The sequence below is a fragment of the Mixta sp. BE291 genome, assembly GCF_031457955.1.
GTDB lineage: Bacteria > Pseudomonadota > Gammaproteobacteria > Enterobacterales > Enterobacteriaceae > Mixta.
Map to the genome: position 1 here is coordinate 114889 of NZ_JAVDXN010000008.1, position 15438 is coordinate 130326.

Below are 15438 nucleotides of genomic sequence, written 5' to 3' on the forward strand. Positions count from 1 at the left end.
CGTTACGCCAGCAGATCGGATAGCTGCTTCAGTACTCTCTTTTGCTCTTCCGTTAAATCATCCTGTTCATTTTTGGGATATAACAGAGCCAGGTAAATCCTTCCTTTACTTATCACATTGTAATAAATAACGCGTACGCCGCCGCGTTTTCCTGTTCCTGGACGACCCCAACGTATTTTCCGAAACCCTCCCGTTCCCGCGATAGTGGCTCCACCCTCAGGATCTTCTATTAACATCTCCTGAAAAGCCCGGAATTCATCAGCAGGCAGGAGTTCCTGACGTCGTTTACTGAAACCCTGCAGTTCAATAAAAGTGAACATCTCGTTCCCTGACGTGTTCATAACTTTGAGACAGATTAGATGTACCAGGTACACAAATCAAGCCATTTAATGTACTCCGTACACGTTAAATTACAACCACCTGCTTCTATTCGCTAACGGTTAGGATTGTAAAATTCAGGAATCTCGCTTTTCTCACCTTATAAATAAAAACAGGGCCGCAATACACTCATTACGGCCCTGCTCCTGAACTGTGTCTTTCCTGGCGCTATCCGCTTAATTTATCAGAAAGAAAAGCCCAGCTGCGCCATCGCGCCCCAGGTATCGTCGTCGCCAACGGAACCGGCCAGATCGAGATGAATGCGGTTATTAAATGGTGAAATGCCGAAACCGGCGCTTACCACATTGGCATCATTGGATTTCATATCAGCATGATAGCCGCCGCGTAGCTGTAACCAGTCCAGCGCACGATATTCCACGCCGACGCCTGCGTACTGGCTGTCATCCTGCGATTTGAAACGTTTGGTGCGAGTGGCATCCACATCCAGGCTGGCAGTCAGCTTTTCGGTATGCCAGGCCGCACCGGCGGTAACCAGCGGACGGATCTGGTAAGTGTCCTGATAGCCATTCACCTCTTTGGTCTCAATATCGCGTGAGATCAGGTTTTGCGCGCTCAGGCCAAATGTCCAGTTCTCGCCCACATCGGTAGAGAGGCCGGCATCGAGGTTAAAGCCGCTATCGTTTTTGCGATACTGGCTGTCGGTAACCTTATCTTTATCGAAGTTATAAACCGAGGCGCGATAGTTATACAGGCGAGTCTGCTGTAGCTTGGGCGTAACGCCGACCGAGACCGCCTGTCCGCCAATGTTAAACTCATGCGCAACCGCAATGCCGTAATCCGCTACGATGGCCGCCACGCCGGTGGCGCTGGAGCGCAGCAAATACTGATCGCCCGGTGCGGGAAAAAGTGAACCGTCGGCCACCGCATCAAGATAGTCGATATCGCTTTGCGCCACGTCAGTTTGCAGATGCGCCGTACCATAAGCTTTGGCCACAAACGCAAACGGCAGCGTTTCATTCGGCACCGCCACCACAATAGCGGCACCGGCAGAGCCGTTCGCCTTATTGCCGCGCAGATCGCGCAGCTGGTTAGCCAAATCACCAGAGGCGGAGCGCACGTTGCTAATCAGGTCAAGCGCGCCTGCAGGGTTAGTCAGTAAATCGTTAACGTCAAAGTTCCGGAATACATCCTGATAGCGATCAACGGTATCGGTAACATCATCGATCTTATCGATCATATTATCTTTATCGCTGAGCTGCACACCGACGGAAGGCAGAATCACACTCACCCGATCTTCCGCACGACCTTTGGTCAGCAGCGCCGGGTTAGATAATGGCGCGGTGGTATAGTTAGATGAAGCCACGCCCGTCCCGCCCATCGCATCATTACGTGCATCAAAGTAGCTGCCGGCCGCCAGGGAAGAAAACGAGGTAAATATTAACGGCATTAATACCGCCGCAGGAGAAAGCTTCAAAACATGAATGTTTTTCTTTGCCATTATCAGACGCCACCCAAAATAAGCTGAAAGTAAGAAGGAAATCACTGGGTGAATGATGACCAGTAATTGCCTGTTTTATTAACCTGAACTCAGGCCATTTTCCCCGGCTTATCAGAGGATTGCTGCTTTTATGCGCAACCGTTAGCTTAACCTTTCTTTTAGATTTTCCGGCAATTTAACTTTTCTGCCGTTATTAAGCCTGATTGAACATTAGCTGGATCTTTTTTCTCCTGCAAACAGGAAGCGTGCTTATTAGTGGATCTAAATAAAATGGTTAACACGATCAGTGGTATGACGCTGCGGTCAGGCAGCGACAGGCTCGCTCATTGGCAATTGTCAGAAACGCAGGACGATTTTTTATGCTTTTTTAGAAGAGATTTGGCAAGAGAGCGCTGTTTTACGGCCAATCTTAAACCACAGAATGACGCGATTTTTAGGCGAAATTTTTGGCGAGCGGTTGTTTCAGGCAGGTCGGCAACGGGCGTTTTGGCAATCATTTTGCCTGGTAAAGGGCGTGTGATAAAATAACATCTCAATCGCCCGGAGAAAGATTATGAGCGTATCACCTTCACAACAGATTCTGTCGCAGGCTGAAAAAATTTGTCTGCAACGCAACGTGCGCCTGACACCACAGCGTCTGGAGGTGCTGCGTCTGATGGTGGAAAAGAATACCGCTATCAGCGCCTATGACCTGCTCGATCTGCTACGCGCCTCTGAACCGCAGGCCAAACCGCCCACCATTTATCGCGCGCTCGACTTTTTGCTGGAGCAGGGCTTTATTCATCGCGTTGAATCGAACAACAGCTACGTGGTCTGCCATCACTTCGAAGAACCACAGCATACTTCCGCGATGTTGATTTGCGATCGTTGCGGCACCGTCAGTGAGCAGCATGCGCAGGGCGTGGAAACGGTCCTTCAGCTGCTGTCTCAGCAGAGCGGCTTTTCGCTGCGTAATAGCGTGATTGAAGCGCATGGCCTGTGCGCACTCTGTAAAGATGTAGAAAGCTGCCAGCAGCCGGAAAGCTGCACGCACGATCACAGCATCGTGGAGAAAAAACGCGGGCGGTAGCCAGCAAGGCCTTTGCGTCGTGCGGTTTTCATGAGGCGAAGGCTACGCTATCAAAGCGCAGAGCAGTGGGTGAAGCGATGAGGTGGCCGCAGCAACGAGCGAGAGCCTCATGCAGCGCAGCATGATAGCTGTGGTAAGTCGTGAAGGTGCAACGGGTCATACAGAGAGTAAATGGCACATTCCTTGTGCCAGGGTAGGAGCATAATCCTGAAAAGCGAACTTACCAGCGATAATCGCGGTTGTTGGTTTCCCAATCGCTCACTTCTTTTTCCGCTTCGTCTTTTGCATAGCCGTAGCGTTCCTGAATTTTACCGACCAGCTGATCGCGTTTACCTTCGATAACAGTCATGTCATCATCGGTCAGCTTGCCCCATTTTTCCTTCATTTTACCTTTAAACTGTTTCCAGTTACCGCCGGCTTCGTCTCTGTTCATAATTTTGTCCTCTACCTTGGGTGTTAACAGCTTCTGGCTACCAACGCGATCTCACAACAATAAAAAGCGCTGATTCCCTGTGTTTGACACTTTTAATAATAGTAGAAACGGGCGAATTTGCTCTGAAACACAGGAATATGAACTAAAAAATCGCCTCAATAACCCTGAAGCATGCTGAAAACCCAGCCAATTCAGCTAATAAGCGTAACGGTAACAAATGTGTCAAAGCGTAAACCAGGTGCCCCGCTGCTGATAACGATGCCATACCCATCCCAGCGTCAGCCCGCGCAACAGCAGGAAAACGGTAACGGCCAGCCATAAACCATGATTTCCCAGCTGCGGCACGGTGAATAGTGTGATGCCAAACCCCAACGCCGCCAGCGCCATACTGTTGCGCATTTCACGGCCGCGTGTTGCGCCAATAAACATGCCATCCAGCAAATAGCACCAGACGCCGACCACAGGTAACAGCATCTGCCACGGCAGATAGCGATCCGCCAGCGCCTGTAGCTGCGGCAAGGAAGTCAGCAGCGTAACGACATCCCTGCCCCAAAGCCCATAGCCTACGGCGAACAGCAGCGCGACCAGTCCCGCCTGCCGACAGGCGGCAAACCAGACCCGGCGCAGCTTCGCCTCATCGCCGACGCCAAAGGCCTCGCCGGAAACCGCCTCAACCGCATAGGCAAAGCCATCCAGCGCATAAGCGGTAAAAGTCAGGAACATCAGCAGCACCGCATTTACCGCTACGATCTCGCTGCCCATGCGCGCGCCTAAAATCGTGACAGAGGCGAAGCAGAGCTGTAGCAGCAGCGAACGCAGCATAATGTCGCGGTTCAAGCGCAGTAACCGGCGCATATTGCCCTTCAGACCCTGTTTTAGATGCGTAAAGGTTATCTGACGCAGGCGTAACACATGCCATACCAGCCCCAGCCCGACCAGCAGCGAAACGGTTTCAGCAATGGCGGTTGCCGCCGCTGCGCCCGCCACGCCCCAGCCAAGGCCGATAACAAACCACAGGTCGAGCAGGATATTGACCAGATTACCGACGATCAACAAGATGAACGGAGCACGCGCATACTGCACGCCCAGCAGCCAACCGAGTATCACCAAATTAGCCAGCGTCGCGGGGGCGCTAAGCCAGCGGATGTGGATAAAGCGCTGCGCCTGTTCCAGCACTGCCGGGCTGCCGCCCACCGCCTGCGCGGCCAGAGCGCTAAGCGGCTCACGCAACAGGATAAAGGCGATACCGGCAACCAGGGCGATGCATAAGGGTTGTACCAGCGCGCGCGCCAGCGCCTGCTTATCGCCTGCGCCAAACGCCTGCGCGGTGAGCCCGGTAGTGCTCATACGCAGGAAAAGCAGCAGCATAAACAGAAAGCTGGTCGCGGTGGCGCCTACCGCGACGCCGCCCAGATAGACGGGGCTGTCCAGGTGACCAATAACGGCAGTGTCCACCAGGCCCAGCAGCGGCACGGTAATGTTTGAGAGGATCATGGGCAGCGCCAGCCGCCAGAGATTTTTATCAGTCGCAGAGAAGAAGTGCATGGCAATCCGCAGCAAGAATATGGCGACAGGCCACAGCGGTTATCGCCGGAAGAAAAATAGCAGGGGAAATACGTGACGGCCAGCAGGCCGCCACGAAGTCATTACAGCCAGTCGCCGTTACGAATAACGCCAACGGCCAGACCTTCGATTGTCAGCGTCTGCTGTTGCAGATCGACCACAATCGGCTGGAAATCATGGTTTTCCGGCAGCAGCTGCACGGTATTGCCCTGACGCTTCAGGCGCTTAACGGTCACTTCGTCATCAATGCGCGCTACGACTACCTGGCCGTTACGCACATCCTGCGTTTTATGCACCGCCAGCAGGTCGCCATCCACAATACCGATATCTTTCATCGACATGCCGCTGACGCGCAGCAGGAAGTCTGCGTGAGGCTTGAACAGATTAGGATCAACCTGGAAGCGGCTTTCAATATGTTCCTGCGCCAGCAGCGGCTCACCGGCGGCGACGCGGCCAATCAACGGCAGGCCGTTTTCTTCTTCCGCCATCAGGCGAATCCCGCGTGAAGCACCGGACACCATCTCAATCACGCCTTTACGTGCCAGCGCTTTCAGATGTTCCTCTGCGGCGTTAGGGGAGCGAAAGCCTAACTGGGCGGCGATTTCCGCACGCGTTGGCGGCATACCTGTCTGATTAATGTGATCGCGAATCAGGTCATAAACCTGCTGCTGCCGAGCCGTTAAGGTTTTCATCCCGCCCCCTGGTTGTTTATACAGTCGCTGTGAGTATATACAGGTATTGGTGGAATGGAAACCAAATGCTGTGTAAAAAACAACTCTTTATCTATTCTGGAAAGGCTATCGTAAATATGACCATAGCAGGGTTACCCACACAAAAAGCGCCAGTATGATGCTGAGCAACACCGCGGCGGATCCCATATCTTTGGCCCGTCCCGCCAGCGGATGAAACTCGCTGCCGATACGGTCAACCACCGCTTCGATAGCGCTGTTAAGGATCTCGACAATAATAATGAGAAATACCGAGCCTATCAGTAACACACGCGTGATGGCATCGACATCAAGCCAGCAGGCGATCGCGATCGCCACCAGCGCCAGAACCGCTTCCTGGCGAAACGCCGCTTCATGTTGCCAGGCCGCCCGCAGGCCTTTCCAGGAGTATCCGGCCGCTTTAATGATGCGGATCAGGCCCGTTACGTTATTTGCCATCTTCAGGGAACCCTTTGCAATGTTTAACGTCAATGTCAGGGTGCAGCACTAAATGCAACACCACAGATCTTCAATGCGCTTTCTGGTATGCTTGCGGCGCTTTGCTAACAAGAGGCTTCATGTTGTCTATGTCAGGTTGGCGTAAACTTTATTATAAGTTACTGAATTTACCACTTACATTTTTGGTTAAGAGTAAGGCAATTCCGGGCGATCCGGTAGCAGAACTGGGACTCGATACGTCGCGCCCCATTATGTATGTATTGCCTTATGATTCAAAGGCCGATCTCCTTGCGCTGCGCACCCAGTGTCGCTTGCACGATCTGCCCGATCCGCTTGAGCCGCTGGAGATAGATGGCGCTCTGCTGCCGCGTCACGTCTTTATTCATGACGGTCCGCGCGTGTTCCCCTATTTTGTGCCGAATCAGGAATCGGTGAAGCTGTTTCACGATTACCTCGATTTGCACCGCAACAACCCCGAGTTAGATGTGCAGATGGTGCCGGTTTCGGTGATGTTTGGCCGCGCGCCGGGACGCGAGGTACAGGGCGAACAAACCCCTCACCTGCGTGAGCTGAACGGTATACAGAAATTTTTTGCCGTGCTGTGGCTGGGTCGCGATAGCTTTGTCCGCTTCTCGCCGATGGTCTCCCTGCGTCGTATGGCTACCGAACACGGCACCGATAAAACCATTGCGCAGAAACTGGCGCGTGTGGCGCGGATTCACTTCGCCCGTCAACGCCTGGCCGCTGTTGGTCCGCGTTTGCCGGTGCGCCACGATCTGTTTAATAAGCTGCTGCAGTCGAAAGCCATTGCGAAAGCGGTAGAAGACGAAGCGCGCAGCAAGAAAATCTCGCAGGAAAAAGCGCAGCAGAATGCCATTGAGCTGATGGAAGAGGTCGCCGCAGACTTTTCCTACGAAATGATCCGCCTGACCGACCGCGTGATTGGCTGGACATGGAGCAAAATCTATCAGGGCATTAATGTCAGCGGCGGCGAACGCATTCGTCAGCTGGCGCTGGATGGTCACGGGCTGGTTTATGTGCCCTGCCACCGCAGCCATATGGATTATCTGCTGCTCTCTTACGTGCTTTATCATCAGGGTCTGGTGCCGCCGCATATCGCTGCGGGCATCAACCTTAACTTCTGGCCGGCCGGGCCGATTTTCCGTCGCCTCGGCGCATTCTTTATTCGCCGTACCTTTAAAGGCAACAAACTCTACTCTACGGTATTCCGCGAATATCTGGGTGAGCTGTTCAGCCGCGGTTATTCGGTTGAGTATTTTGTTGAGGGCGGGCGCTCACGCACCGGTCGTCTGCTCGATCCGAAAACCGGTACGCTGTCGATGACGATTCAGGCGATGCTGCGCGGCGGTAACCGTCCTATTACCGTGGTGCCGGTTTATATCGGCTATGAACATGTCATGGAAGTGGGCACTTACGCGAAAGAGCTACGCGGCGCGGCGAAAGAGAAAGAGAGCTTTCTGCAAATGCTGCGTGGTTTGAGCAAGCTGCGCAATCTGGGTCAGGGCTACGTAAACTTTGGCGAGCCACTGCCGCTGGTAAATTACCTTAACAAGCAGGTGCCGGAATGGCGTGACTCGATCGATCCGATCGTGGCGCAGCGTCCGCAGTGGCTGACGCCGGCGGTGAACGATATCGCCCAGCAGATCATGGTGCGGATCAACAACGCCGGTGCCGCCAACGCTATGAACCTGTGCGTTACCGCATTGCTCGCTTCGCGTCAGCGCTCACTTACCCGCGAACAGCTGATTGAGCAGCTGGAGTGCTATCTCGACTTGCTGCGTAACGTGCCCTATTCCTCAGATGCGACCGTGCCAAATATGACGCCGGAAGCGCTGCTGGAACATGCGCTGAACATGAACAAGTTCGAGACGGAAAAAGACACTATTGGCGATATCATTATCCTGCCGCGCGAACAGGCGGTGCTGATGACTTACTATCGCAATAATGTGCATCACATGCTGGTTATGCCGTCGCTGATTGCCGCAATCGTACAGCAGCACCGTGAAATCTCCGCCGCCGAGCTGCTGCGTCAGGTATCGGTGCTTTATCCGCTGCTGAAAAGCGAACTGTTCCTGCGTTGGGATAAAGAAGAGCTGCCGCAGCTGCTGCAACAGCTGGTCGCCGAGCTGGCGCGCCAGCAGCTGATTACCATTGAGAACGATATGATGCGCCTGAACGCGGTGCGTTTCCGCACGTTGCAGCTGCTGGCTGCAGGTATGCGTGAAACGCTGCAGCGCTACGCGATTACGTTCTCTATTCTTAGCGCGAATCCGGCAATTAACCGTGGTTCACTGGAGAAAGAGAGCCGCACGCTGGCTCAGCGTCTGTCGGTGCTGCACGGTATTAACGCGCCGGAGTTTTTCGACAAAGCGGTGTTCTCAACGCTGGTGCTGACGTTACGTGACGAAGGCTATATCAGTGACACCGGCGATGCCGCGCTGGAGCAGACGCAGAACACCTATCATATGCTGGCTGAACTGATCACCAGCGATGTGCGTCAGACGATTGAAAATGCCGTTACGCCTGGTTAAAGGCGTATCGCAGCGTAAAACAGAGCGGGCGCCAATGGCGCCCGCTTTTTGTTTCTGGCTACGTCGGTTGGCTACCACTGGCTAAAGGGCGGCATATTCAGCGCAATGCCAATAAAAATAACCAGCCCAACATAGTTATTGTTGAGGAAGGCCTGAAAACAGCGATCGCGCTGACGATCGGCAATCAGTTTCTGCTGATGAACAAACAGCGCGGCGGCTATCAGCAACGACCAGTAAAACGCGCCGTCCAGCGCCATGCGCTGGCCCACGATCACCAGCAGCAGCAGTGTCGCCAGCTGCAACAGTCCAATAATCAGCTTATCAAAGCGGCCAAACAGAATGGCAGTGGATTTCACGCCGATTTTCACATCGTCATCCCTGTCGACCATGGCGTACTGCGTATCGTAAGCCACCGTCCAGCAGATATTGGCGAAAAACAGCAGCCAGCCGTTCAGCGGTACGTGACCGCTTACTGCCGCCCATCCCATCGGAATAGCCCAGCCGAAGGCGGCACCCAGAACCACCTGCGGCAAATGGGTATAGCGCTTCATAAACGGATAGACCCACGCCAGCGCCAGCCCGCCGAATGAGAGCCAGATGGTGATGGCGTTCATCGTCAGCACCAGCGCGAATGAGATCAGCACCAGCGCCACAAACAGCACCTTTGCCTCTTTCTCGCTGACCATACCGCTGGCTAACGGCCTTGTCTGCGTACGTTTTACGTGCCCGTCAATTTTACGATCGGCAAAATCGTTTACCACACAACCGGCTGCCCGCATAAAAAACACGCCCAGCACAAACACAATCAGCACCTGCAGCGGCGGCACGGCTTCGCCTGCCAGCCACAGCGCCCATAACGTCGGCCACAGCAGCAACAGCGAACCGATCGGTTTATCGATACGCATCAGTCGGCTGTAAGCCTGCAGCTTATTGCGCGTCAGTGTTTTTTCTAAATCACTCACTTGGTTCTCCAGACGGGCTTTGATAAAGCGGTGCAGCGGGTAAAAACAGTTCGGTTAATAACAGCGGTTTGCCCGATAAACGCAGGCGTGAGCGACGCCCCCACAGCGCATCAGAGATGCCTGGGTCGATAAAATCACGCGTGAGCGTAGAGGAAGAAAAAAGATAACGTCCCAGCGGACGCGTGCCCAGCTGACTCAGCATCTTTTCCGGCCCGTCCAGCGTTGATTCCGGCACCACCGTACGCCCCGCCAGCCAGGGAACGCCATCGCCCAATAAGATGATCTCACGCAGCCAGTAGCGCGGTTCCAGCGGCAGAAACGGTAATTCTTCAGCGATATCGTCAGCGCTGACGAAGCCTTCAAACTGCGGCTCTACGGTCACTTTTTGGCAGTGGCGCTCAAAGCGCTTCGTCATTGAATCTTCTTCCAGCAGCCAGTCGAGCAAAGAGGCTGACAATGCAGGCGATGAGGCGGGAAGCCAGGCAATGGCGCGCAGCATGGAAAGCGCGTTATCGGACATACGGCATCTCCGGTAAAAAACAGGTGCCATAGTGTAGCGCAGAGCCTTGCGCAGAACACGCAACGCAGAAGAAATTCAACGGGCAAGCTTGCTGCGGTTTATGCCTGGAGGCATGATCGGTTCAGCTCTCAAAGGGTATGCGCCAGCGTATTCATAACCAAAGTAGGGAATCAAATATTCAGCACGGCGGACGATGCCGGGGAAAGATACTTCCTTGCAGTAGAAAGCACATTAAAAAAAGGGTGCGCCAGTGGCGCACCAATCGTCCAGCAAGATCAACAATATGGGGATGTTATCCCTTGCCTTTCACACTGCTGATAAATGTTGCGCGCGCCGATTTCGAGCCAAGGCGTTCCGCCTCGTTCATCAGCTTCAACGCTTTATCGATATCGCCTGCTTTCGCAGCTTTACGAATGCCATCGTTAAAATATTTTTCGGTGTCATTCAGCATCGGCTCAGCCTTCGCGGCAGGCGCGGGCGCAGCCATCGGTGCCGGAGCGGGTGCGTTAACCATTGGCTGCGCCGATGCCGTGGCGGCGCTGGTGCTGCCCACCACCACCGGCTTCGATTCGCCAGAACCGAACAGCTTACCAATCATAATGTTGCCGCTGTTCTGCTCGCTCTTCACTTTCAATGAGAGCGTGCCGCTATTGCTATGCTGCACCACCGGATCCGGCACGTCAGGAATGGCATTGTTGGCCCCTTCCGCATAGAGTTTGGCCGGATTGATCATGGTGGAAGTTTGCGCCAGATCGCGCGTGGTGGTGTAAATCAGCAGGTAGATCTGTTTTTGTCCCAGCACCGGCGTCAGCTTCATGGTGCCTTCCAGCCGGTTAGTGGCGACAATGCCCGGCTTTTGATAGGTAAAGTAGCTGCTGGGGAAAAAGGCGGCAGGCTGTAGCTGGCTATCCAATACCAACACGTTTGGCGCATAGACGCGTTGATCTTTCATGATGCTGGCGAGCGTGACTTCCAGCGATCCCTGATCGGCGGGTAGCGCAATGGTGGCTACCGGGCCGCTGATATCGCCTTCATTCAGGCTGGCCGAACTGGTGTTCAGCACAATATCCTGACTCACCGGCGGCGCCAGCGGCAGCCAGGAGAGGCGCTGTAGCTTGTCCGGGGCGATGGATGGCGCAGTGGCGACATTCTGCGGATTAAGGCTGGTGCTGGCGGCGAAGGCAGGCAGCACGGTAAAGCTCAGGACTGGAAACAGGCAGAGCGCGAGCAGATGTTTTTTCATTTTTTTATCCTCAAGAGAAACCCGCCTCTCTCAGGCAATAGGGAGGCGGGCTAAGGCAGGACGCAGGGCTGACTATGCCCTGTCAGATTGTCTTATTACCACCAGGCTTCCATCTGAATACCGAAGGAGACTTCATCACTGTCGCCACGACTAAAGGTACGGGCGCTGGTATCGCTGAAGGCGGTGTTATTGGCCACGCCAGCAACATAGTTGTCGTTATTCGTATTATCGGAGGAGTAGCCCCATTTCTCATCCCACTTGGCATAGGTCGCGAACACGCGAATGGCCGGACGTGACCAAATGCTGTTGCCTGCCTGCCACTGTTGGGCCAGGGTGACTTTATACTGGCTGTTGCGATCGCCGGTGCGCTGAGACTTAACGTTGTCATAGCCCGCTTCCAGCAAGGTGCTCATGATCGGCGTCCATTTGTACATTGGACGAACGCCCACGGTGTACCAGGTGGTGCCGTTGTTGTTATCGCGATCCACGTCCTGATACATGCCCACATACATCAGGCTCCAGGTGTCATTGAAATCAATCGCGCCGTGGTCGATGACGCGGATCATTGAGCCGTTGTTGCTCTCAGCGGTGCCCGGGCGGCCGTTGCGGTTCTGGGTCATCGCATCGGTCGCGTACTGCACAACAAATTTGTTCAGGCTGGTGCCGTAGAAGGTCTGGGTGTGCTCAAGGGTCGCCATCCAGCCATTATCTGAGGCATCTTCGTTTGTTGCACGATAGTCGTCGGTATCGTTGGCGCTGCCGTAGTCAAAGCCCAGCTCCAGCGAGCCGCCGGGGTTCACTTCCATACCGCCGATACGCACGTCGAAAATATCGTTGGCGCGGTTTTTCTCACGCGTACTGCCATTGATAAATGCTTCCGAACCGCCAGCCTCTGTGCTGCGGGTGGCTGCCAGTGACAGCTTACCAAAGCCAAGATCGATATCTTCGATACCGCCGCCAGGACCAGAAACGTCCCAGTAGTAGAAGTCGATCATATGGACGTCATGGCGCTTGTAGTAACGCTTACCGGCCCAGATATTGGCGCCCGGCAGCGCATCAAACAGGTTTTTACCCACGACGTTCATCTGACGTACCGCAGGATCCGTGGTTTCAAAGTCATTTTCCTGCGATACGCCATAGCCGATCATGGTATCGACATAGAAGCTTTTCTCGCCCTCTTTCCACACTTCCTGGCCCAGCTGAATTTCCGCATAGGTGTCACATTCGTTGCCAAGACGGTATTTAGAGTTAGCGCCGGTCGCCTGGAAGCACTGCTGCTCACCGCCGCTGCCGGTCCAGCCGATGCCGGAACGGGCGTAACCTTTGAAATCCACCGCGCTGGCGTGCGGTGCGACAACTGCGAGGGCCACTGCCACGGCCAGAGGGTACTTAGAGCGCGTTAACATCGCTGTTCTCCTGTTATGATTTTACTGTTATGTGTGCTTCTACGCCGGGTTCGCTGTGTAACCGACGGCAGGCGCGTCCATCCTCGCGAAACAGATGGCAACGCTGTGGCGGCAGTCCGATGGCGTATTGGGCACCTTCTTCAACCAGCACCACGTCGTTCTGGCGGTAAACCAGGTTCTGACGCAGCGCAGGAATTTGGATATGGATTTGCGTTTCCTGACCGAGCTGCTCGACCACCTGCACCGTGCCCTGTAGCGTGACGTCCGCCACTTCGCTGGGCAGCAGGTGTTCCGGGCGAATGCCCAGCGACATATTGGCGCCGACCGGCACGTCGGTGCTGTCTACCGGCAGCCAGATTTGTTGGCGGTTAGGCAGCTCAACCTGCACCTGATCGATGGCGGTAGCGGTGACTTTTACCGGCAGGAAATTCATTTTTGGCGAGCCGATAAAACCGGCGACAAAACGGTTGGCCGGGTAGTGATACAGCTCCAGCGGCTTGCCGACCTGTGCGATATGCCCACCTTCCAGCACCACGATTTTGTCCGCCAGCGTCATCGCTTCCACCTGGTCATGGGTGACGTAAATCATGGTGCGCTTCAGGCGCTTATGCAGACGGGAGATTTCGATACGCATCTGTACGCGTAGCGCGGCATCAAGGTTAGAAAGCGGCTCGTCCAGCAGAAACACTTGCGGTTCCGCCACCAGCGTGCGCCCAATGGCGACGCGCTGACGCTGCCCACCGGAAAGCGCCTTCGGCTGGCGATCCAACAGGTGCGCTAACTGCAACACTTCCGCGACCTGCGAAACGCGCTGCTGAATCTCTTTTTTGTTGGTGCCGGCCAGCTTAAGGCCGAATGACATGTTATCCGCCACCGTCAGATGGGGATAAAGCGCATAAGACTGAAAGACCATGCCCACGCCGCGTTCAGCTGGCGGTACTTCGTTCATGCGTTTACCGCCGATGGTCAACTCGCCGGAGGTAATCTCTTCCAGCCCGGCAATCATGCGCAGCAGCGTTGACTTGCCGCAGCCTGACGGCCCGACAAACACTACGAACTCCCCTTCGGCAATGGAGAGATTGATATCTTTCGATACCACCACATCGCCCCAGGATTTGGTGACTTCTTTCAGCACCACATTCGTCATTGCCTTCTCCCAACTCCAGGACACCTTTTGAATGGCTGGAGTGTGCGCGAAGGCGGGGGAGGAAAAATCCTCCACCATCCGCTTTTTTACGGGGGAGGAGGCAGGAGGATGAGATTGTGGTGCAAAGGGGGATCGGCGTGACCCGTCAGGCTTTTTCGTGATCGAAACGGCAGGAAAAGGGGCTGTTTTTTGTGTGCTGGCACGCAGAAAGTGACTAAAAAGCTATGGCGATCACACTTCTGACCGGTGGGGCGTAGAAACAGGGAGGATGAGTCAGCCGTCGCTTATCAGCAGACTCCTGCCTAACGACAACCACTCACGTTTAGAGGTAAGGGAAATGTCAAAGTTCAAACTTAATGGCAAAACGCTGTTGTTATGCGCCATCTCTGCCGCGCTGTTACCGGGCGCTGCGCTGGCGAAGATCGAAGAAGGCAAGCTGGTCATCTGGATTAATGGCGATAAAGGCTATAACGGCCTGGCAGAAGTGGGCAAAAAGTTTGAGCAGGATACCGGCATTAAAGTCACCGTTGAGCATCCTGATAAGCTGGAAGAGAAATATCCGCAGGTCGCGGCGACCGGCGATGGCCCGGACATTATCTTCTGGGCGCACGATCGCTTCGGCGGCTATGCGCAATCGGGCCTGCTGGCGCAAGTCTCACCGGATAAAGCGCTGCAGGACAAGATTTATCCCTTTACCTGGGATGCGGTGCGCTTTAACGGCAAGCTGATCGGCTATCCGGTGGCGGTGGAATCGCTGTCGCTGATTTATAACAAAGATCTACTGCCTAACCCGCCGAAAAGCTGGGAAGAGATCCCGGCGCTGGATAAACAGCTGCGCGCCAAAGGCAAAAGTGCGCTGATGTTTAACCTACAGGAACCCTACTTCACCTGGCCGCTGCTGGCAGCGAACGGCGGCTACGCCTTTAAGAAAGAGAACGGCAGCTATAACGTAAAAGATGTCGGCGTGAATAATCAGGGCGCGAAAGACGGCCTGCAATTCCTGATCGACCTGATTAAAAATAAACAGCTGAATGCTGATACCGATTACGCCATTGCTGAAGCGGCCTTTAATAAAGGCGAAACCGCGATGACCATTAACGGTCCCTGGGCATGGAGCAATATCGACAGCGCCAAAATCAATTATGGCGTCACGCTGCTGCCTACCTTTAAAGGTCAGCCGTCGAAGCCGTTTGTCGGCGTGCTGAGCGCCGGTATCAACGCCGCCAGCCCGAATAAAGAACTGGCGAAGGAGTTCCTGGAAAACTATCTGCTGACCGACGACGGCCTGGCCAAAATGAACGCCGACAAGCCGCTGGGCGCGGTGGCGCTGAAGTCCTATCAGGAGACGCTGGCGAAGGATGAGAAGATTGCCGCCACTATGGAGAACTCGCAGAAAGGCGAGATTATGCCGAATGTGCCGCAGATGTCCGCTTTCTGGTACGCCGAGCGTAGCGCGGTGATGAATGCGATCAACGGTCGTCAGACGGTGGATGCCGCGCTGAAAGATGCGGAAAACCGTTTAACCAAGTAAGGGCTTGCT

The 15438-nt window shown here is 54.6% G+C and carries 14 protein-coding genes; 3 read left to right on the top strand and 11 right to left on the bottom strand.

Translation table 11 applies throughout. From position 1 onward, the window contains the following. Positions 1-2: 2 nt before the first annotated feature. Together J2X14_RS17470 and J2X14_RS17475 are read right to left on the bottom strand one after the other, a co-directional pair. A complete protein-coding gene (locus J2X14_RS17470) occupies positions 3-320 on the bottom strand; it encodes a type II toxin-antitoxin system RelE/ParE family toxin (protein ID WP_352412453.1) in 318 nt (105 codons plus the stop codon). 242 nt (positions 321-562) lie between these two features. Beyond that, positions 563-1837: a conjugal transfer protein TraF gene (locus tag J2X14_RS17475; RefSeq protein WP_502890027.1), complete on the bottom strand. Its 1275-nt coding sequence runs from the start codon at positions 1835-1837 to the stop codon at positions 563-565. Positions 1838-2390: 553 nt separating this feature from the next. Here J2X14_RS17475 and zur point away from each other — a divergent pair. Beyond that, complete coding sequence (gene zur / locus J2X14_RS17480; protein ID WP_352412454.1) at positions 2391-2906, top strand: zinc uptake transcriptional repressor Zur; 516 nt, start codon at positions 2391-2393, stop codon at positions 2904-2906. A gap of 220 nt (positions 2907-3126) precedes the next feature. On the opposite strand, the gene J2X14_RS17485 is transcribed toward zur, so the two are convergent. From J2X14_RS17485 to J2X14_RS17500, 4 genes are all read right to left on the bottom strand, one after another. Beyond that, positions 3127-3339: a CsbD family protein gene (locus J2X14_RS17485; RefSeq protein ID WP_249892487.1), complete on the bottom strand. Its 213-nt coding sequence runs from the start codon at positions 3337-3339 to the stop codon at positions 3127-3129. Between the two features lie 222 nt (positions 3340-3561). Beyond that, the gene (gene dinF / locus J2X14_RS17490; RefSeq protein ID WP_352412455.1) at positions 3562-4884 is read right to left on the bottom strand and encodes an MATE family efflux transporter DinF; all 1323 of its coding nucleotides are present in this window, start codon (positions 4882-4884) and stop codon (positions 3562-3564) included. 101 nt (positions 4885-4985) lie between these two features. Beyond that, on the bottom strand, positions 4986-5594 hold the full coding sequence (gene lexA / locus J2X14_RS17495) for a transcriptional repressor LexA (protein WP_249892489.1): 609 nt from the start codon (positions 5592-5594) through the stop codon (positions 4986-4988). A gap of 105 nt (positions 5595-5699) precedes the next feature. Continuing rightward, positions 5700-6068: a diacylglycerol kinase gene (locus J2X14_RS17500; RefSeq protein ID WP_352412456.1), complete on the bottom strand. Its 369-nt coding sequence runs from the start codon at positions 6066-6068 to the stop codon at positions 5700-5702. Between the two features lie 128 nt (positions 6069-6196). On the opposite strand from J2X14_RS17500, the gene plsB reads away from it, so the two are divergent. Then, positions 6197-8620 (top strand): glycerol-3-phosphate 1-O-acyltransferase PlsB, encoded by a 2424-nt coding sequence (gene plsB / locus J2X14_RS17505; protein WP_352412478.1) that lies wholly within the window; start codon positions 6197-6199, stop codon positions 8618-8620. A 71-nt stretch (positions 8621-8691) separates the two neighbouring features. Here the strand turns inward: plsB and ubiA are convergent, their stop codons facing one another. The 5 genes from ubiA to malK all read right to left on the bottom strand — a co-directional run bounded on the left by ubiA (position 8692) and on the right by malK (position 13898). Continuing rightward, the gene (ubiA, locus tag J2X14_RS17510; protein WP_352412457.1) at positions 8692-9582 is read right to left on the bottom strand and encodes a 4-hydroxybenzoate octaprenyltransferase; all 891 of its coding nucleotides are present in this window, start codon (positions 9580-9582) and stop codon (positions 8692-8694) included. Further along, a complete protein-coding gene (gene ubiC, locus J2X14_RS17515; RefSeq protein WP_352412458.1) occupies positions 9575-10102 on the bottom strand; it encodes a chorismate lyase in 528 nt (175 codons plus the stop codon). Before ubiC ends, ubiA begins: the two co-directional genes overlap by 8 nt. A 292-nt stretch (positions 10103-10394) precedes the next feature. Further along, the gene (malM, locus tag J2X14_RS17520) at positions 10395-11345 is read right to left on the bottom strand and encodes a maltose operon protein MalM (protein WP_352412459.1); all 951 of its coding nucleotides are present in this window, start codon (positions 11343-11345) and stop codon (positions 10395-10397) included. A gap of 95 nt (positions 11346-11440) precedes the next feature. Continuing rightward, complete coding sequence (locus J2X14_RS17525) at positions 11441-12751, bottom strand: maltoporin (protein ID WP_352412460.1); 1311 nt, start codon at positions 12749-12751, stop codon at positions 11441-11443. A gap of 13 nt (positions 12752-12764) precedes the next feature. Continuing rightward, positions 12765-13898 carry a maltose/maltodextrin ABC transporter ATP-binding protein MalK gene (malK, locus tag J2X14_RS17530; protein WP_352412461.1) on the bottom strand — a complete coding sequence of 378 codons (1134 nt, stop codon included), beginning with the start codon at positions 13896-13898 and terminating at the stop codon, positions 12765-12767. A gap of 337 nt (positions 13899-14235) precedes the next feature. Between malK and malE the strand changes: the two genes are divergently transcribed. Beyond that, entirely contained in the window at positions 14236-15429 is a 1194-nt protein-coding gene (malE, locus tag J2X14_RS17535) for a maltose/maltodextrin ABC transporter substrate-binding protein MalE (RefSeq protein WP_352412462.1), read from the top strand. Positions 15430-15438 lie beyond the last annotated feature (9 nt).

Bases quoted from the DNA above. Each gene is read 5' to 3' on its own strand.
- J2X14_RS17470 (WP_352412453.1), bottom strand. From the start codon at position 320: ATGTTCACTTTTATTGAACTGCAGGGTTTCAGTAAACGACGTCAGGAA.
- J2X14_RS17475 (WP_502890027.1), bottom strand. From the start codon at position 1,837: ATGGCAAAGAAAAACATTCATGTTTTGAAGCTTTCTCCTGCGGCGGTA.
- zur (WP_352412454.1), top strand. From the start codon at position 2,391: ATGAGCGTATCACCTTCACAACAGATTCTGTCGCAGGCTGAAAAAATT.
- J2X14_RS17485 (WP_249892487.1), bottom strand. From the start codon at position 3,339: ATGAACAGAGACGAAGCCGGCGGTAACTGGAAACAGTTTAAAGGTAAA.
- dinF (WP_352412455.1), bottom strand. From the start codon at position 4,884: ATGCACTTCTTCTCTGCGACTGATAAAAATCTCTGGCGGCTGGCGCTG.
- lexA (WP_249892489.1), bottom strand. From the start codon at position 5,594: ATGAAAACCTTAACGGCTCGGCAGCAGCAGGTTTATGACCTGATTCGC.
- J2X14_RS17500 (WP_352412456.1), bottom strand. From the start codon at position 6,068: ATGGCAAATAACGTAACGGGCCTGATCCGCATCATTAAAGCGGCCGGA.
- plsB (WP_352412478.1), top strand. From the start codon at position 6,197: ATGTCAGGTTGGCGTAAACTTTATTATAAGTTACTGAATTTACCACTT.
- ubiC (WP_352412458.1), bottom strand. From the start codon at position 10,102: ATGTCCGATAACGCGCTTTCCATGCTGCGCGCCATTGCCTGGCTTCCC.
- malM (WP_352412459.1), bottom strand. From the start codon at position 11,345: ATGAAAAAACATCTGCTCGCGCTCTGCCTGTTTCCAGTCCTGAGCTTT.
- J2X14_RS17525 (WP_352412460.1), bottom strand. From the start codon at position 12,751: ATGTTAACGCGCTCTAAGTACCCTCTGGCCGTGGCAGTGGCCCTCGCA.
- malK (WP_352412461.1), bottom strand. From the start codon at position 13,898: ATGACGAATGTGGTGCTGAAAGAAGTCACCAAATCCTGGGGCGATGTG.
- malE (WP_352412462.1), top strand. From the start codon at position 14,236: ATGTCAAAGTTCAAACTTAATGGCAAAACGCTGTTGTTATGCGCCATC.